We start from the raw sequence: 17,101 nt of genomic DNA on the forward strand, positions 1-17,101 counted from the left end.
AACCGGCCGGTCAGAAGTCGCGCGAGCTGAGGACGCAGAACTCATTGCCCTCGGGATCCGCGAGAACCGTGAACGAGGCGTCATCCGGCTGGCCGACGCTGACGCGCTGGGCGCCGAGGGCCTCGAGCCGCGCGATCTCAGCCTCGCGGTCCTGACTGGTGTGCGGCGCGAAGTCGAGATGCAGACGGTTCTTGACCGTCTTCCCCTCCGGCACGGGAACGAACACCATACCGGGACCGATCCGCTCCCACGGGATGTCGCGGGCAACTTCCGGAGTCACCCAGCCCGGGACGTTCACACACTCGTCGTCGTTCTCGTAGATCGTCTGCCAGCCGAGCGCCTCCGCCCACCAGGCAGCCTGCTTCCGTACGTCGTTGCAGTCGACGACAACCGTGTACCACCGCAGCACCATGACGTCCTCCCCTGTCGATGAGGAGATCACCATGCCAGACACCGCCGACAGAAAACGGCGAGCGGGCCCCGGGCAGGAGAACTAAGCCAGGGCCCGCTCGTGGGCTGACCGGGAGCGACCGAGGTGACCGGCAGTAGGGCTGGCGGACGGGGTGGTTGGAACCGTCCGGAAGGGTCACCTGGCGCCCGAGGCGTCGGTCAGCCGAGGGAGGGATGCTGCCGAGGCGGCCGCGCTGCTGTGGCTGTGCGCGGACCTCGAGGCAGTCACCCCCTTTACCGCAGTGGGTTGAAGGGCTGAAGCTCCTTCGGCGCGCGTCCGGTGGTGATGGTCTCGGCCAGCAGCTGACCGGTGATCGGGCCGAGGGTGATGCCCCACATCCCGTGTCCGCCGGCCGCGAAGACGCGCGGCGAGGCGGTCGCGCCGATCAGCGGCAGACCGTCCGGGGTGCACGGCCGCGGGCCGACCCACTCGAAGGTACGAGCGTCCAGGTCGGCGTCCCGCAGCAACGGCCGGGCGGCGTCGACGATCGCGTCGATCCGGCGCGGGTCGAGCTTCGCCTCGGGCTTGCGGAACTCCATCATCCCGGCGACCCGCAGCCGGTCCCCGAGCGGCGTGCAGGCGATTCGCTGCGCCGGGAAGTACACCGGGCCGGCCGGTACGTGCGCCATCGGCACGCTGAAGCTGTACCCGCGGCCCGCCTGGACAACGGTCCGTACGCCGAACTGCCGGGCCAGGTCACCCAGCCACGCGCCGGTCGCCATCACGACCGCGTCGAACGGGTCGGTCTCGCCGTCGCCGGTGATCAGCCGGACGCCGCGGATCTCGTCGACGATGTCCTTCACGACCACGCCGCTGATGATCTGCCCGCCGCGGGCGATCACCGAGTCCGCGAGCACCTTGACGTAGTCCCCGGGGTTGATGAACCGCTGCCCGTGCAGCCGGATCGCAGCCCCGATCTCGTCGGACAGCGAGGGCTCGATCTCGCGGGCGTCGTCACCGGTGATCGCCTCGAACTCGATGTCCTGGCCGGCGGCGTGGATCTGCTCGATCTCCTCGAGCAGCACGCTGCGCTCCTCGACGGTCCGGTAGGCGGCCAGGAACGACTTGGCCTCGTACGTCTGCGCCTCGACGCCGGCCTTGGCCAGGAAGTCAAAAGCGGGCAGGGCCTGGCGGTTGATGCCGACCAGTGATTCCATCGCTGTCTTCCAGCGTCCGGCGGTGCTGTTGCGAGCGAAGCGGGTGAGGAATTTGAGGAGCCGCGGGCTCGCAGTGGGTGGCACGTACACAGGGGAGGACGGGCTCAGCACCGCACGGACGCCGTACTTGAGGACCGCTGGTTCCGGCAGCGGGGTGGCCAGGCCGGGGGTCAGCCAGCCGGCGTTGCCCCAGGACGCGCCCGCGGCGACACCTTCACGGTCCAGCACGGTGACCTCGACGCCGGCCTCCTGGAGGAACCAGGCGGTGGCCAGGCCGACCATGCCCGCGCCGACGACGGCGACGCGATCGGGAACGATGTGCGGAACTACGGAACCAGCTGTGGTCATGTATCGATGGTGCGGCCCCTTCACGCCGCTGTCATGGTGCGATCACACCATTGCCGGGACAAATGACTGTGCTCAGCGCACAATAACTTTATGATCTCCTCGTCTGACCTCATCGTCGCCATCGGCCCAGCGCTGTTCGAGGTGGTGGTGCCCGGCAAGGGCGACAGCGAGGTGCGAGACGTGTTCCTGGCCGACCCACAGGAGCCTGCGACCGGCCAGCCCGGCGATCTGGTCCTCGGACTCGGTCTACGCGACGCAGAGGACGCTGTAGAGCTCATAGAGCGCTGTGCGGCCGGCAACGCGTCTGGAGTCGTTCTGCGTACGGCGCTGGCGCACGAGCCGGCCGTGGTCGCGGCAGCCGAGAGGTGGGTCACCACGCTGGTTGCGCTGCAGCCGAGCGTCACCTGGGCCCACGTGGTCTGGCTGCTCCGCGGCGTACTCGACCGAGCAGCCGCACCGGACTCCCCTGTCGCCGGGGACGCCGGCGTACACCAGGAGCTGTTTGCGTTGGCTGATGCGGCCGCGGCGATCGTGGACGCGCCGGTGACGATCGAGGACAACCAGTCCAGAGTCCTGGCGTACTCCTCCGGTCAGGACCTCACTGACCCGACCCGTGTGTCCACCATCGTCGGGCGTCGGGTGCCGGCTGAGGTGATCGCACACTTCCGGGCTCGTGGCATCTTCCGACGGCTGGCGCGGTCCAGTGAGCCGTTCCTGGTGCCGGACGGACCTAACGGCATCCGTCCGCGTCTCGTCGTACCTGTCCGGGCTGGTGGTGAGTGGCTGGGGTCCATCTGGGCCGTTGTCGACGGTCCGGTCGACGAATCGGTCACTGCGGAGCTCAGCAACGCTGCGTCTGTCCTTGCGCTCCACCTGTTGCGACTGCGGGCACAGGCGGACGTGGCGCGGCGGAGTGCGATCGATCGGCTGCGGACGATCCTGCGGCAGTTCTCTCCGGACAACCCGGTCGACGTACGGCTTCCGCGGCAGCCGTGGCGGGTGGTGGCGCTTGGGTCGCCGGACGGGTACGACGTACCGCAGCAACTGGACCTGTGGGAGTCGACTGGTCGTCGGCACGGGTGGAGTGAGCCGCAGCTGGCTGACCTCGACGGGACCGTGCTGGCCGTTGTCACCGACACGGACGGGCCAGGGTCGTGGAGCTGGCTGCAGAAGCTGGTCAGGGACCAGCCACCGGGCACGTACGCCGCTGCGGGCGGTCCGGCTCGCGGTCCGGCTGATCTGCCGAGCTCACGGGCCGAGGCGGTCGAGTTGCTCGGTCTGGTACGACGGGGTGTCGCGCCGGGGCCGGCGTTGCGGGTGGAGGAGGCGTGGCACGTGCTGACGGTTCATCGAGCGGTCACGTCGCTTGATACCACCAAGATGGATGGTCCGCTCGCCACGCTGCTGCGGCACGACATCGAACACGACACGGGCTTCGTGGAAACGTTGCAGGCGTGGCTCAACTATCCGGGCCAACCGCAGCGGGCGGCGCGCGAACTGCACCTGCACACGAACACGTTGCGGCACCGGATGAAGCGGATCGGCGAGATCGCGGCGCTGGACCTCTCGGATCCGCGCGAGCGGCTCGCGTTGCAGCTGCAGATTGCGGCGGTCCGGACGGAGCACTGAGATCTACGCCACAACCCTATGTAACAAGGCTTCATATTCCGGCAACTGCTGGGCAACATGCGGCTGATTAAGTCTTCCTCAGGAACACCGAGCAACACCCCAAGGACTGTCCCAGCTTTTCACCAGGAAGCTGGGGCTCCGTTCCAGCCTTTCACCAGGAGGCTGGAGCGGTTGGTCCGAGCTTTTCACCAGGAAGCTCGGGCTTTCGCGGGCCCGGCGGTTGTCTGAGCGATCGCCGGGCCGGCGGCATTTCCGGGCCTAGGTGGCCTGGTTGCCTACGACAACCGGTTGACGATCGCGCCGTAGATGCCGGGCAACGCCGCGGCGGCGGGAACGATGCGCGGGGCAATCAGTGGGCGATTGCGGGCCCAGAGCAACGATGCGGTGAGTAGGCGGCACTCCCAGGAGACCCGGCGCCAGGCTGCTTCGTAGTCCTGCGGGCGGTCGGCGCGGATGCAGTCGACGAGTTCGGCGGAGGTGCGGAGGGCGACGGCGATACCTTCGCCGGTCAGCGCATCGACGTACCCGGCAGCGTCGCCGACCAGCAGGACGCGGCCGGAGGTGCGGGCGCGGACGCGTTGGCGGAGCGGTCCGGCGCCCATGACCGCGCTCGCGGGAGTCGCGCCTCGGAGGCGGCGCTGGAGTGCGGGGAAGGCTTCGAGGTGGGAGTCGAAGGTGCCGCGCGCGGTGGTAAGCACGGCGACCCCGACGAGGTCGTCAGCCACTGGGGTCACGTACGCCTCCCCCAGGCTCGACCAGTAGACCTCAACGAGGTCGGTCCACGGCGAGACCCGGAGGTGCTGCCGCAAACCGCGCCGCGAGGAAGGTGTGCGCGGGGCTGTGAGGTTGAGTTGGCGGCGGATGGGGGAATGAAGGCCGTCGGCGGCGGCTAGGTAGTGGGCGGTGTGGCCGGCGGCGGTGACGGAGGTGGTGTTTTGGGTGATGGGGCCGACTCGATCGCGGACGACCGGGACGTTGAGCTCGGCGAGCCGTGCCATCAGAGCAGCGTGGAGAGTTGTACGGCGTACTCCTAGACCAGGGCCGGCGGTGAAACGGGCGTCGACCTGCCGAGAGCCATCCAGGTAGCGGATGCCGTGGAACGGGCGGCCGTCGAGTTCCACACCCAAGCGGGTCAGGTAGTCGACGGCGCTGTGCGCGATCCCCTCGCCGCACGCCTTGTCGATAGGCCCGGAGCGCGGCTCCACGACGACCACCGACAGCCCGGCCAGCGCAGCGCGGATCGCAGTCGCGGCACCTGCCGGTCCAGCGCCGGCGACGAGCAGATCGATCATTTAGCGAGCACAGTGCCCAACGCGGTCTCTTCCGTCCGGATCCGGACCGCCAGCAGAGGAGCGTTGAGCAACGTGAACACGATCGCGGTGATGTACGCCGAATGCACCAGCGGCAGCGCGATCCCCTCACCGATCACGGCGACATAGTTCGGGTGCCGCAAGAGCCGGTACGGCCCGCGCGTGACCCGCGAGAGCCCCGGAACGACGATCACCCGGGTGTTCCACTGGTACCCGAGGACCGAGATGCACCACCACCGCAGTCCTTGCATCAGCAGCACGATCACCAGCGCCGCCCACCCGACCTTCGGATCGAACGGCCGGCCGGAGACGATCGCCTCGACCACACACCCGGCCAGCAGGCCCGTGTGCAGCACCACCATGAACGGGTAGTGCCCCTTGCCGAATTCGACGCCGCCGTGGGCGAAACTCCACTTCGCGTTCCGCAGCGACACCGCCAACTCTGCGACCCGTTCGAACCCGACCAGCACGACAAGAGCGACGTACAGCCACAGCGATTCGGTCATCACCACTCCAGGAGGACGAGCTCGGAACAGAAACCCGGGCCCATCGCGAGCAGCAGACCCATACCCGAAGGATCCAGCCTGAGCGTGTCACCGAGGACGTGCAGCACCGAGGACGACGACAGGTTGCCGACCGCATCGAGCGACTTCCAGGTCAGATCGAGCGCCCCCGGCCGCAGCTCCAGCGTCTCCGCGACCGCCTCGAGCACCTTCGGCCCACCCGGATGACTGACCCACGTGCCGATGTCCGGCACGGTCAAGCCGAAAGACCCGAGGAAGCCCCGCACATCACCGCCGAGATAGGTCCGCACCACTTCCGGCACATCCGCCCCGAGCACGATCCGGAACCCGCCCGACCCGACGTCCCAACCCATGACCCGCTCCGAGTCGGGGTACAGCCGCGAACGCGTCGCCACCACCGACGGTCCCGAGGCGGCAGGATGCTCGGACCCGGTCAGCACCACCGCAGCCGCGCCGTCCCCGAACAACGCCCCTCCCACCAGATTCGGCAACGACGCGTCGTCCCGCTGCAGCGTCAGCGAGCACAACTCCACCGACAGCAGTACGGCGACGTGCGTAGGCCAGGCGGTCAGATAGTCGTGCAGGCGCGCGATCCCCGCCGCTCCCCCGACACATCCGAGCCCGAACAACGGCAGCCGCTTCAGGTCCTCCCGCATCCCCAGCCGCATCGCGACGCGCGCATCGATCGACGGCGCCGCCACCCCGGTCACGGTCGTGAACATCAGCAGGTCGACGTCCTCCAACGTCAGCCCCGCGTCCTTCACGGCTCCCGCGACCGCCTCGGCGCCAAGATCCACAGCCGTCGCGATCCACGCGTCGTTCGCATCGCCGAAGTCCTTCAGCGCGGCGTACTCCTCGAGCGGCAACGCCAGGTGCCGAAACGAGACTCCGGCGTTCGCGTGCAGTCGCCGGAGCAGCGCCGTACCTTTGCCTTCCACCAGACAGATGTCCGCGAACGCATCGGTGAGCTCGGACTGCGGATAGCGGTACGGCGGGAGCGCGGGCCGGACCGCTGCGATCCGCGTCATCGTGGCATCGTTACGTCGGTGAAGACCGTCAAAGGTCTGGCTCTCGCCTGCCACCCCGGGCCTACTCTTGCCGTGACCGTTCTGGTCACGGCTGTTGCGTGGTCGGCCGGGCGCAGTCCGGCCGGGTGTCTCCTGGTCGCAGCAACGATCCTCACCGGCCACCTCTCGATCGGCTGGAGCAATGACGCGATAGATGCCGCCCGCGACACCATTGTGAACCGCCAGGACAAGCCCGTGGTGCGTGGACTGGTGAGTCGCCGCACGCTGGCGATCGGCGCCGGCGTGATGCTCGTGGTCACCATCCCGGTCTCTCTGGCGAACGGATTCGCGGCCGGATCGGTTCATCTGCTCTTCGTCGCCTGCGCCTGGGCGTACAACCTCGGCCTCAAGTCGACCGTGATCTCCTGGCTTCCGTACGCCGTCGCGTTCGGCGGACTGCCGTCGTTCGTGACGCTCGGCACAGCGCACGTCTGGGCGCCGTGGTGGGCGACGGCGGCGGGCGCTCTGCTGGGGATCGGCGCTCATCTGGCGAACGTCGTACCCGATCTCGCCGACGATCAGGCGACCGGCGTACGAGGCTGGCCGCATCGGCTCGGGGCGTACGCACGGCTGATCGCGCCACTCCCGTTGGCGGTCGCGACCGGGCTGCTGGTGATCGCGCCCGCCGGAGCGATCGGGGTGATCGGCTGGATCGCCCTCGCCCTGGTCGCAGGTCTCCTCGCGACGATCCTGCTGTGGCGCAACGCACCATTCCTGGTCACGATCGCGATCGCCGCGGTCAGCGTCATCGCTTTGGTGCTCCGCGGCAACTCGCTGACCTAAGCCGCGTCCGGCTTCAGCGGTGCGTTGCTGCCAAGGATGGCGGCAGTGAGCGCCTCCGCCGGCTCCTTGGCGGCGCGTGGGTTGGTGATCAGGACCAGATCGATAGACGGCAGCTCCGGCAGCCCGGCGCTCGGCGGCGGCTCGACCAGGTCCGCGGGCATCAGCGACCGGGCGAAGATCGCGATCCCGAGCCCGGCCCGGACAGCCGCGAGTACGCCGTTCACACCGCGGACGATGCAGGTGATCCGGCAGGTGCGGCCGGCCTGCTCGAGCGACTGCACACCGAGCGACCGGCTGAGCGACGGCGCCTGGTACGCGACCAGCGGCACCGGCCCGTCGGGCGCGATCCGGGTCCCTGAGATCCCCGCCCAGACCATCGGGTCCCGTCGTACCAGCCGGCCGTTGGGCTCGTAGCCGCCGCCTGCGCCGTGCTTCACGTAGGCGAGGTCCAGGTGGCCGGACTCGACCCGGCGGAGCAGGTTGGGGCTCTGGGCAACGGTCAACTCGAGGTCGATCCGCGGGTACAGCTGGCGGAAGTCGCGGAGGATCTTCGGCAGCGGGGTGAGGGCCAGGTCGTCGGTCACGCCGAACCGCAGCCGGCCGCGGAGCTCCGAGCCGGTGAAGTATCCGGCCGCCTCCTCGTGCGCGGCCAGGATGGTCCGGGCGAACCCGGCCATCGCCTCGCCGTCCGCGGTCAGCGTGACAGTACGGGTGTCACGGACGAACAGCGGTCGCCCGACCGCCATCTCGAGTTTGCGGACATGTTGACTCACCGTGGGCTGCCGGATACCCAGCCGCTCGGCTGCCTGGGTGAAGCTGAGCGACTGCGCCACCGCCAGGAACGTGCGCAACTGGTCCGGGTCGTACATCGATTCACCCCTTCATTACGTGACGCTATAAGACTAATAGGAGTAATTCGCTGGGGGAATCCAGTACCTAACCATGAGGATGGAGATGTCCTCCCCTGACCAGTCCACACGCGTAGGGATCGCTCTTGACCACCCGGGCCACTTCCGGTTCTGTCCCGTCCACCGATTTCCACCACCACCGCACCACCGACCAGACCCAGCTCCGGGACACGCAAGCGCGCCGCCCGGGTTTCAAGGACACCTTCAGCGCCCTGCGGGTCCGCAACTTCCGCCTCCTGGTCAGCGGACTGCTGGTCGTCTCGACCGGCGGCTGGATCCAGCGCATCGCGCAGGACTGGCTGGTGCTGACGCTCACCGGCAGCGCCACCGCGGTCGGCATCACGACCGCGCTGCAGTTCACCCCGACCCTCCTGCTCGGCCTGTACGGCGGTGTGATCGCCGACCGTTTCCCGAAGCGGAAGGTCCTGCTCTGCACCCAGACCACGTTCGGGTCCTGCGCCGCGATCCTGGCGGTGGTCGGGTTCACCGGCCACGTCCAGGTGTGGCACGTCTACACGATGGCCTTCGTCCTCGGGCTCGCCACCGCGGTCGACAACCCGACCCGGCAGTCGTTCGTCACCGAGCTGGTACCGCGCGACACCGTGCGGAACGCGATCAGCATGGTGTCGTCGACGTTCCAGCTCGGCAGCATGGCCGGACCGGCACTCGGCGGCGTACTGCTCGGCGTGCTCGGCACTCCCTGGGCGTTCGCGATCAACGCGTGCACCTTCTTCGCCTCGATCAGCGCCCTGCTGCGGATGCGCGAGAGCGAGATGCACGGGACGCACGCGGCCCGCAAGGCGAACGCCGGGATGCGGATCCGCGACGGACTGCGGGACGGCGTCCGGTACGCGTTCCACGAGCCGGCCGTCCGGTGGGCGATCGCGCTGGTCGGGATCTACGGCATGTTCACGATCAGTCTGGCGGTGACGCTGACCGCGTTCGCCGACCGGGTCTTCCAGATCGGCGCCTCGGGGTACGGCGTACTGAACTCCGTCGTCGCGGTCGGCGCCCTGGCCGGGGCCCTGCTCTCGGCACGGCGGATCCGGCCGAGCCGGCTGCGGAACCTGATCGGGATCGCCTGCCTGCTCACGATCACCGAAGTACTCGCCGCCATCCAGCCGTCGCTGTGGACGTTCATCCCGGTGCTGGCGTCGATGGGGATGGCGACCCTGATGTTCCTGACCGCGGCCCAGTCGATGGTCCAGTTGACCACTCCGGACGGCCTGCGCGGCCGGGTGTCCGGGATCTACAACCTGGTCTTCATCGGGGGCGGCGCGATCGGCGGGCCGACGGTCGGGTTCCTTGCCCAGCACTTCGGGGCGCGGTCGGCGCTGCTGCTGGCCGGCCTGATCCCGGCGATCGCGACGGTCGCGATCGGGCTCCGGCTGCGGCGCGACGGCCAGTTCCGCCTGGTGCTCGTCCGGACCCGTTCCCCATGGCACCAGGTCCCGATCCGGCTCAACCTGCAGCAGTCGGAGATCCAGCTGGCCGCGCCGCAGGTCACACCGCTGCCGAGCCGCACGTCACGTCCGTTCGTGCTCGGCCGGCGACAGCACGCCCGCGCCGACTCCCACCTCCGCCCCGCCCGCACCCGCCGCCGGCCTCAACACCACTGACCCACGACTCGCGCCCCCGGCTTGGATCGTGGCCGGGGGCGCGAGGGGCCGGTGGGCGGACCGGCTAGGGCGTCATCAGGGAGTTGTGATGACGCCGACCGGGAGCACCTTCACGGTGCGGTGGTGCTTGGCGCCGCCGAGGATCACCTGACGGAGCGCAACGTTGTTCTTCGTGTTGGACTCGTACAGACGGTTCTCCGGGTTGGCCGCCACCTGGACGTAGTAGGTGCCGTTCGCCAGGTTCGTGATGTCGAACGACTGTCCCGGTAGCGACTGCTCGTAGGTGTCGCCGGAGCCGACGTCCAGTACTTCGCGCACCGACAGCGAGCCGTGGTCGCCGCAGGCAGTGTGCAGATCGGTGTTGAACGGGTGCCAGTTCGCGTTCTTCACCGTGTAGTCGATGGAGTCCGTCGCGGCCAGGCAGAACGCTTCCTTCTGACTCCGGACCACTTCGGTCTGCTTGGCGTTCAGCAGGCTGTAGCGGGCGAAGTCGGTGAAGTGCCAGTGGTTGTGGCCCGGTCGGCCGTCCCACTCCAGCGTGCCGGTGTTCTGGTACCCGACCTGCTTGCCGTTCGCATCGTAGAAGTACTGGTACGCGTCCATCAGGTCCTTGCCCTGCCGCCGGAATCCGTCCAGCACCAGCGGCGACGGACCCGCGTTCCACACCGTCGCCGAGAACTGCAGGAAGTCTTTGTCGGCGTCCGGCGTACCCTCATCGCCCGGCGCGGCAACGATCCCCCAGGCAGGCACCGGCCGCAGGTCGGGCTTCGGGCCCTTCGGCACGCTCGCCTTCCCGGTCGGACGGGTCGCGTTCGGCTTCGGCGCCACCGAGCTCGCCGCCGCCTTCTTCGCCCCGCCGAAGCAACCGCGCAAACACGTGTCGGACTTCTGGACGGTCACGTTCAGATTGACCGACGCGTCCTTGGCGCCGATCTTGAAGAAGTCGCGATAACCCTTGTTCACCGTGACTGTCGCCTTGTACTTGCCGTCGGCAAGCTGCACCGGAGCCTCGTCGCCGAAGGTCCGCGAGGACCATCCCGTCTGCAGACCCCAGACCGCGCCCTGCGTGAACGGGTTCGCCGTACATCCGTCCGGGTACGGCGAGGTTGCCGGCGCATCCGGACGGGTCCGGGACCCTTCGCCGTTCAGACACACGGACTGATCCTTCTCGAGCACCTTCTTGCCCGAGGCATCGGTCAGCGTGACGTGCAGGAACTTCCCCAATCCGGAGAAGTCTGTGACCAGACCTTTCGGCAATTGCCGGGTCGGCTTGCCGTTCACGTACTGCGTCGCGACCACCGGTGAGGAGTACGTCGCGCGCGTCGCCCGTACCTCGATCGGTCCGTTGCCGGCCACAACATGGGTGCCGAGGTCGAGATCAACCCCGTAGTCCTGAATGTTGTCCAGCGTCACATCGATGCTGCCAGCAACTAGTTTCAACGGCGGCCGCGTGCTCTGTGACGTGGCAGCCGTAGCGCCCGCCGCCGCAAGTGCGACCAGACCGGCCGCACCAGTCACGGCGATCGCCGCGCGGCCGAGTTTTCTTGCCTTCACGATGATGGAACCCCCTCTTGCCTCCGGCCGGCGTCCTCACGAAGCCGGCCTGTTGCTGGTACGACGACCGAGCGGCAGAGCGAAGTTGATCAAGGTTCCATGGCAGTCGTGTCACAGGAAGTAACGGGTGCTGAATACTTGACGACGTAAATTAAGCCGACCTAGGCTCGGCCGGGTCCGCTCACTCCTCCCCCGGAGGAACATCGCATGTCTCTGAGACAGCCCAATTTGATCAAACGCTGCTCGATCGTGCTGGCCGCCGTCGCCCTGGTGTCGACAGCAGCCGCAACCGCCCCCGCCGACGCAGTCCAGGCCACAGTCCAGGCCACCCAGCCGACCCCCGTCACGCACCCGCTGATCGGCGCCAAGCCGTACATGGGCTGGAGCAGCTGGAGCCTGCAGTCGACCAACTATCCCGGCGTCAACCCCGACGGTCCCGGCAGCTTCATCAGCGAGAAGAACATCCTCACCCAGGCCAATGCCCTGGCCACCAAGCTCAAGCCGTACGGCTACGAATACGTCAACGTCGACGCCGGCTGGCAGGACGGCGGCGACGAGTACGGCCGCCCGGTCGCGATGGCGAAACGGTTCCCGCGCGGCATGAAGGCGGTCGGCGACGACATCCACAAGCTCGGGCTGAAGTTCGGCATCTACACCACCGTCGGCCTCGGCATCGACGTCTACCGCGACGGCAACACGCCGATCTACGACGCACCCGGCTGCTTCACCCGCGACATCGTCTACCCGGATCTGCGCCTCACGAACGGCTGGGACGGCGCGTACAAGATCAACTACGACAGCCCGTGTGCGCAGAAGTACGCCGACTCGATCGTCAAGCTGTTCGCGAGCTGGGGCGTCGACTTCATCAAGATGGACGGCGTCGGGCCGGGCTCCTGGAAGGGCGCTCCGGACGACCCCAACCACAACAACACCGCGGACATCGAGGCTTGGTGGCGCGCGGTGCAGAACGCCGGCCGGCCGATGATGTACACGCTGTCCTGGTCGCTCAGCCACCGGTACGCCGACGTGTGGAAGAAGAACTCGAACGGCTGGCGGATCGACACCGACGTCGAGTGCTACTGCGACACCATCGTCAAGTGGGACAGCTCGGTGAAGGCCCGCTGGTGGGACCTGCCGCAGTGGATCGACGACGCCGGTCCGGGTCACTGGAACAACCTCGACGCGATGAACGTCGGCGTCGGCGCGATGGACGGCCTGACCGACGCGGAACGCCAGAGCTACATGACGTTCTGGGCGATCAACTCCGCGCCGCTGTTCGCCGGTGACGACCTGACCAAGCTGGACGCGTACGGCCTGAAACTGCTGACGAACCGCGAGGTCATCGCGATCGACCAGTCAGGCAACCCGGCGCGCCCGCTGAACCAGGACCAGCTGCAGCAGACCTGGTACGCGCAGAACGCCGACGGCAGCACCACGGTCGCCCTGTTCAACCTGGCCGACACCCCCGCCACGGTGACCGGTAACTTCGACCAGCTCGGCATCAGCGGCAAGGCAACGGTCCGCGATATCTGGGCGAACCAGAACACCCGCAACGTGGCCGGCTCGGTCAGTGCCGCCCTGCCGGCACACGGGTCGAAGCTGTACAAGATCACGCCGAACGCCAACACACCGGTAAGCAAGCCGGCCGACCTGACCGCGACGGACGTCAGCTCGACCACGACGTCACTCACCTGGCGGCCGAGCGCCGGCGCGACGTCGTACCAAGTGTTTGCCAACGGCAAGCAAATCAAGACGAGCTCGGCCCCGAGCACCGTGGTGAGCGGGCTTTCGCCTCAGACGCAGTACACCTTCACGGTCAAGGGTGTGAAGAGCGGTCGTACGTCGGACCCGAGCGCCGCGATCACCATGTACACAGCGAAATCCGGTGGACCGGTGCGCTACGAAGCGGAGGCACCGACGAGCACGCTGACCGGGAACGCCGGCATCTCCGGCTGCACCCTGTGCTCGGGTGGCGCGAAGATCGGCAACATCGGGTACGACGCCACGGTGACGCTGAACAACATCACCGTCCCGACCACCGGCACGTACCTGGTCAAGGTCGCCTACACCGACGGTGACACCAGCCGGCAGAGCATGCTGACGGTGAATGGCGCCGACAGCTACTGGGTGAACTACAGCGGCCTCGGCGACAACGACTGGGGTACGCCGCAAGTCACCTACCTCCCGATGAAGCTGACCGCCGGATCGAACGCGATCAAGGTCAGCAACCCGAACGGCTACATCGCCGACATCGACTGGATCACCGTCTGATCCGGTCCTACTGACCGCGGGGCCGGCACCACCAGGGCCGGCCCCGCGCTTTACTGGACCAATGAGCGCCTACCCCGCACCTCTGATCCCGCCCGGTGGTACCGCACCGGTCCCCCGCCGGATCCGCGCGATGCTCGACGATCGCGTCGTCGTCGACACGATGGACGCGATCTATCTCTGGGAGTTCCCGCCGTACCCGCAGTACTACGTCCCGCTCGCGGACGTGGCCGACGGGGTGCTGACCGACACCGGTGAGACGAAGACCTTCGAGCACGGCGTCGCGCGCGTGCACACCGCGGGGTCGGGCAAGGCCTGGGTGTACGACGACGGTGTCGCAAAGGATCGCGTCCGGTTCCAGTGGGATGCGCTGGACAGCTGGTTCGAGGAAGACGAGGAAGTCTTCGTCCACCCACGCAACCCGTACTCGCGGGTGGACGCGGTGAAGTCGGCCCGGCGCTTCCAGGTCTCGGGCGACGGCGTGGTGCTGGCCGACTCGGACTCTACGGTGATCGTCTTCGAGACCGGGCTGCCACCGCGGTACTACTTCCCGCGTACCGCGGTGAACTTCGCCCACCTCACGCCGACCGACACCGTCACCGCGTGCCCGTACAAGGGCCGTACGTCGGCCTACTGGTCCGTCCCGTCGGTGCCGGACGTCGCGTGGTCGTACGACTTCCCGACCGCGAACCTGCTGCCGATCGCCGGCCACGTCGCGTTCTTCAACGAGCAGGTCGACCTCACCGTGGACGGCGTACCGCAGGAGCGGCCGATCACACCGTTCTCCAAGTAGGTCAGATGCCGGCGGTCGTGGCGCCGTCCATGGTGATGATGGACGCCGTCACGTAGCTGGCCATCGGGGACGCGAGGAACGCCGCGACGTTCGCGACCTCCTCGGGTTCGCCTGGCCGGCCCATCGGGATCTCGCGGACGAGCTCCTCGAGCAGTTCCTCCTTCGGCCTGCCGGTGGCCCGGACCGCGGCCTCGAGCCCTTCGTCGACCCGGCTGGTGCGGGTCGTGCCCGGGTTGATCACGTTGACGCGGACTCCGTTCGCGGCGTAGGCCTTCGCGTAGCCGACCGACGCCAGCATCAGCGCCGCATTGGCCGCGCCGCCGCCGATGTGCAGCGGGTTGGCGATCCGACCGCCCTGGCCGACGACGTTCACGATCGCGCCGCTGCCGCGCTCCGCCATCTGCCGGATGACGGCCTCCGTCGCGTGCATGTACGTGAAGTACTTCGCCTCCATCGTGGCGTGCAGCGCCAAACTGTCGAGCTCGTTGACCGGCGTCCGCTTGGCCGCGCCCGCACAGTTGATCAGGATGTCCGGTACGCCGATCCGCTCGAACGCGGCCTTGGTCGCGTCGGGATCGGTCAGGTCGACCGCTTCGACCGCGAACGTGAGGTCTCCGAGCTGCTCCTGGGCCTTGGCCAGATTAGCCGCGTTGCGGGAGATGCCGGTCACCGCCGCACCCTCGCGCGCGAGCACCTCGACACAGGCCAGACCGATGCCCTTACTGGCTCCGGTGACGACCGCGGTCTTCCCGGACAGTTGCAGATCCACGTGACTCCTCAGATGTTGGCGTCGTACTCGTCGCGAGCGGCGGTGATCTCGTCCATGTGGTCGTAGGCCCAGGTCCGCATCGTCGCGACTGCCGCGGCCAGGCTCAGGCCGAGCGGGGTCAGCGTATAGCTGACCGTCACCGGCACAGTAGGAAGAACCTCACGCCGCACGACGCCGTCCCGCTCGAGGTGACGAAGGGTCTGCGTGAGCATCTTCTGGGTGATGCCCTCGATGATCGACTTGAGCTGGCCGGAGCGCAGCGTGCCGCCCTTCTGGAGCGTGCTGATCACCAGCATCGTCCAGGTGTCGCCGATCCGGCCGAGCACCTGACGCGTCGGGCAGGCGCCCTTGGTGGCGTCCCACCTGCCGCTGACCTGGTCGGTATCCATTAGGTGCCCATAGCAGTAATTAGTGCTGCCTTCCGCCCGCAACGACCTGTTCGTAACGTCGCTGCCGAGTCTAGATGAAGGAGCAGAACAGCAATGAGAGCAGTGGTTGCGGTGGACACCGACACCGTTGGGTTCGCCGAGGTCGACGAGGTCCGTCCCGGCGCGGGCGAGATGGTGATCGAGGTCGCGGCGTTCTCGATCAACCGCGGTGAGACCTTCCAGCTGGAGCGCCCGCAGGACGGGTGGCGACCGGGCAAGGACATCGCCGGCCGCGTGATCGAGGCCGCTCCCGACGGTCCCCGGGTCGGCACCCGCGTGGTCGCGCACCTGCCGCATTCGGGCTGGGCCGAGCGGGCGATCGCACCGGCCACGCAGGTCGCCGTGCTGCCCGACAGCATCTCCTTCGAGCAGGCCGCCGCGCTTCCGCTGGCAGGGCTGACAGCGCTGCGCTTGTTGCGTACTGCGGGCAGCGTGATCGGACGGCGAATCCTGCTGACCGGCGCCTCAGGCGGAGTCGGGCACTACTTCACCGAACTCGCGGCCGGCGCCGGCGCATCCATCACCGCCGTCGTCTCGTCCCCTGCCCGCGGCATGCGACTGCTCGAACTCGGCGCCGAGTCCCTCGTGTACGACGTCGCGGACGCATCCGGACCGTTCGACCTCGTGCTCGAGTCCGTCGGTGGCGAGAGCCTGCCGGCCGCGTTGTCGAAGCTGGTCCAGGGCGGCGACCTGATCTGGTTCGGCCAGGCCAGCAGGCAACCCGTGACACTGGACTTCTTCGACTTCTTCACCGCCGCCGAAACCGCGCGGATCCGGCACTTCCACTACGTCCACGGCCCCGATGACCAGGACCTGGCAACGCTGGTCCGGCTGGTCGCGTCCGGCCGGCTCCACCCGGAGCTCGGCCGTGTCGAGGACTGGTCCCGGACCGAGGCGGTACTCGATGACCTGCGGAACCGTCGCATCCGCGGCAACGCCGTACTGACATTGCACGAGCAGGCACCACCGATGGACCCGAAGACTGTCGTGACCCGGTATGTCGAGGCCGTGGCAGCGGGTGACCTGCCGACGATCCGGGCCGGCTTCGCGCCGGACGTGGTGTGGACCTACCCGGGCGACCTGCCGCTGTCCGGCGACTGGAAGGGCCGGGACCTGGTCGTCGACGAGTTCCTCGGAACCGCGGCCGGCAATCTGTTCGCGCCGGGTACACCGGTGACGATCAAGCTGGTCAACGTCATCGCCGACGGCGAGCAGGTGTTCGCCGAGTGGACCGCACAGGCGACGGCCCGCAGCAGTGGTGCCTATGACAACAAGTGTGGAGCAGTCTTCACTGTTCGGGACGGTCTGATCGTCGCGGTCCGGGAGTACCTCGACACCGACCACGCGCGCCGGGTGCTGTTCGACTCGATGCCCTGAGCAATCGTCACCTTCGCCGGCGCCGGTGCTGCCGGCAACGAATTCGCAGTATCGCTGTTCCAGGCTTGAACGGGTCCGTACGATGGGTAACTAGATCGACACTCTTAGTTTCGACG

General features: G+C 68.1%; 15 protein-coding genes. 6 read left to right on the top strand and 9 right to left on the bottom strand.

Annotated features, from left to right (window positions below; translation table 11 throughout):
• Positions 1 to 10: 10 nt before the first annotated feature.
• Both EV650_RS12675 and EV650_RS12680 read right to left on the bottom strand, forming a co-directional pair.
• Entirely contained in the window at positions 11 to 412 is a 402-nt protein-coding gene (locus EV650_RS12675) for a VOC family protein (RefSeq protein WP_134118538.1), read from the bottom strand.
• A gap of 272 nt (positions 413 to 684) precedes the next feature.
• Positions 685 to 1,956 (bottom strand): NAD(P)/FAD-dependent oxidoreductase, encoded by a 1,272-nt coding sequence (locus tag EV650_RS12680; protein ID WP_134118540.1) that lies wholly within the window; start codon positions 1,954 to 1,956, stop codon positions 685 to 687.
• A 90-nt stretch (positions 1,957 to 2,046) separates the two neighbouring features.
• Here EV650_RS12680 and EV650_RS12685 point away from each other — a divergent pair, with 90 nt between their 5' ends.
• The gene (locus EV650_RS12685) at positions 2,047 to 3,585 is read left to right on the top strand and encodes a helix-turn-helix domain-containing protein (RefSeq protein WP_134118542.1); all 1,539 of its coding nucleotides are present in this window, start codon (positions 2,047 to 2,049) and stop codon (positions 3,583 to 3,585) included.
• Positions 3,586 to 3,860: 275 nt separating this feature from the next.
• On the opposite strand, the gene EV650_RS12690 is transcribed toward EV650_RS12685, so the two are convergent.
• Genes EV650_RS12690 through EV650_RS12700 form a run of 3 tightly spaced genes read right to left on the bottom strand, consistent with a single transcriptional unit; the run spans position 3,861 to position 6,447 of the window.
• Positions 3,861 to 4,877: an NAD(P)/FAD-dependent oxidoreductase gene (locus EV650_RS12690; RefSeq protein ID WP_134118544.1), complete on the bottom strand. Its 1,017-nt coding sequence runs from the start codon at positions 4,875 to 4,877 to the stop codon at positions 3,861 to 3,863.
• Positions 4,874 to 5,401: an isoprenylcysteine carboxyl methyltransferase family protein gene (locus tag EV650_RS12695; RefSeq protein ID WP_134118546.1), complete on the bottom strand. Its 528-nt coding sequence runs from the start codon at positions 5,399 to 5,401 to the stop codon at positions 4,874 to 4,876. Before EV650_RS12695 ends, EV650_RS12690 begins: the two co-directional genes overlap by 4 nt.
• Positions 5,401 to 6,447 carry a type III polyketide synthase gene (locus EV650_RS12700; protein WP_134118548.1) on the bottom strand — a complete coding sequence of 349 codons (1,047 nt, stop codon included), beginning with the start codon at positions 6,445 to 6,447 and terminating at the stop codon, positions 5,401 to 5,403. Before EV650_RS12700 ends, EV650_RS12695 begins: the two co-directional genes overlap by 1 nt.
• Positions 6,448 to 6,465: 18 nt before the next feature.
• Between EV650_RS12700 and EV650_RS12705 the strand changes: the two genes are divergently transcribed.
• Positions 6,466 to 7,269, top strand: a complete 804-nt coding sequence (locus tag EV650_RS12705; protein WP_238174174.1) for a UbiA family prenyltransferase — start codon at positions 6,466 to 6,468, stop codon at positions 7,267 to 7,269.
• On the opposite strand, the gene EV650_RS12710 is transcribed toward EV650_RS12705, so the two are convergent.
• Positions 7,266 to 8,138, bottom strand: coding sequence for a LysR substrate-binding domain-containing protein (locus EV650_RS12710; RefSeq protein ID WP_134118550.1), 873 nt, complete (start codon positions 8,136 to 8,138; stop codon positions 7,266 to 7,268). The genes EV650_RS12705 and EV650_RS12710 overlap by 4 nt on opposite strands.
• Positions 8,139 to 8,263: 125 nt before the next feature.
• Between EV650_RS12710 and EV650_RS12715 the strand changes: the two genes are divergently transcribed.
• Complete coding sequence (locus EV650_RS12715) at positions 8,264 to 9,796, top strand: MFS transporter (protein WP_134118552.1); 1,533 nt, start codon at positions 8,264 to 8,266, stop codon at positions 9,794 to 9,796.
• Positions 9,797 to 9,871: 75 nt separating this feature from the next.
• Here EV650_RS12715 and EV650_RS12720 read toward each other — a convergent pair whose 3' ends face one another.
• Positions 9,872 to 11,350: a lysyl oxidase family protein gene (locus EV650_RS12720; RefSeq protein WP_238174175.1), complete on the bottom strand. Its 1,479-nt coding sequence runs from the start codon at positions 11,348 to 11,350 to the stop codon at positions 9,872 to 9,874.
• A 207-nt stretch (positions 11,351 to 11,557) separates the two neighbouring features.
• Here EV650_RS12720 and EV650_RS12725 point away from each other — a divergent pair, with 207 nt between their 5' ends.
• Positions 11,558 to 13,621, top strand: coding sequence for a fibronectin type III domain-containing protein (locus EV650_RS12725; protein WP_134118556.1), 2,064 nt, complete (start codon positions 11,558 to 11,560; stop codon positions 13,619 to 13,621).
• Between the two features lie 61 nt (positions 13,622 to 13,682).
• Positions 13,683 to 14,411: a DUF427 domain-containing protein gene (locus tag EV650_RS12730; protein ID WP_134118558.1), complete on the top strand. Its 729-nt coding sequence runs from the start codon at positions 13,683 to 13,685 to the stop codon at positions 14,409 to 14,411.
• Between the two features lies 1 nt (position 14,412).
• On the opposite strand, the gene EV650_RS12735 is transcribed toward EV650_RS12730, so the two are convergent.
• Positions 14,413 to 15,180 (bottom strand): SDR family NAD(P)-dependent oxidoreductase, encoded by a 768-nt coding sequence (locus EV650_RS12735; protein ID WP_134118560.1) that lies wholly within the window; start codon positions 15,178 to 15,180, stop codon positions 14,413 to 14,415.
• 8 nt (positions 15,181 to 15,188) lie between these two features.
• Positions 15,189 to 15,569: a winged helix-turn-helix transcriptional regulator gene (locus EV650_RS12740; protein ID WP_134118562.1), complete on the bottom strand. Its 381-nt coding sequence runs from the start codon at positions 15,567 to 15,569 to the stop codon at positions 15,189 to 15,191.
• Positions 15,570 to 15,662: 93 nt separating this feature from the next.
• On the opposite strand from EV650_RS12740, the gene EV650_RS12745 reads away from it, so the two are divergent.
• A complete protein-coding gene (locus EV650_RS12745) occupies positions 15,663 to 16,985 on the top strand; it encodes a nuclear transport factor 2 family protein (protein ID WP_134118564.1) in 1,323 nt (440 codons plus the stop codon).
• Positions 16,986 to 17,101 lie beyond the last annotated feature (116 nt).

The sequence above is a fragment of the Kribbella kalugense genome, assembly GCF_004365875.1.
Classification (GTDB): domain Bacteria; phylum Actinomycetota; class Actinomycetes; order Propionibacteriales; family Kribbellaceae; genus Kribbella; species Kribbella kalugense.

Coding starts and splice junctions, on each gene's coding strand:
- EV650_RS12745 (WP_134118564.1), top strand. CDS start 15,663: ATGAGAGCAGTGGTTGCGGTGGACACCGACACCGTTGGGTTCGCCGAG.
- EV650_RS12740 (WP_134118562.1), bottom strand. CDS start 15,569: ATGGATACCGACCAGGTCAGCGGCAGGTGGGACGCCACCAAGGGCGCC.
- EV650_RS12710 (WP_134118550.1), bottom strand. CDS start 8,138: ATGTACGACCCGGACCAGTTGCGCACGTTCCTGGCGGTGGCGCAGTCG.
- EV650_RS12695 (WP_134118546.1), bottom strand. CDS start 5,401: ATGACCGAATCGCTGTGGCTGTACGTCGCTCTTGTCGTGCTGGTCGGG.
- EV650_RS12730 (WP_134118558.1), top strand. CDS start 13,683: ATGAGCGCCTACCCCGCACCTCTGATCCCGCCCGGTGGTACCGCACCG.
- EV650_RS12685 (WP_134118542.1), top strand. CDS start 2,047: ATGATCTCCTCGTCTGACCTCATCGTCGCCATCGGCCCAGCGCTGTTC.
- EV650_RS12675 (WP_134118538.1), bottom strand. CDS start 412: ATGGTGCTGCGGTGGTACACGGTTGTCGTCGACTGCAACGACGTACGG.
- EV650_RS12680 (WP_134118540.1), bottom strand. CDS start 1,956: ATGACCACAGCTGGTTCCGTAGTTCCGCACATCGTTCCCGATCGCGTC.
- EV650_RS12725 (WP_134118556.1), top strand. CDS start 11,558: ATGTCTCTGAGACAGCCCAATTTGATCAAACGCTGCTCGATCGTGCTG.
- EV650_RS12700 (WP_134118548.1), bottom strand. CDS start 6,447: ATGACGCGGATCGCAGCGGTCCGGCCCGCGCTCCCGCCGTACCGCTAT.
- EV650_RS12690 (WP_134118544.1), bottom strand. CDS start 4,877: ATGATCGATCTGCTCGTCGCCGGCGCTGGACCGGCAGGTGCCGCGACT.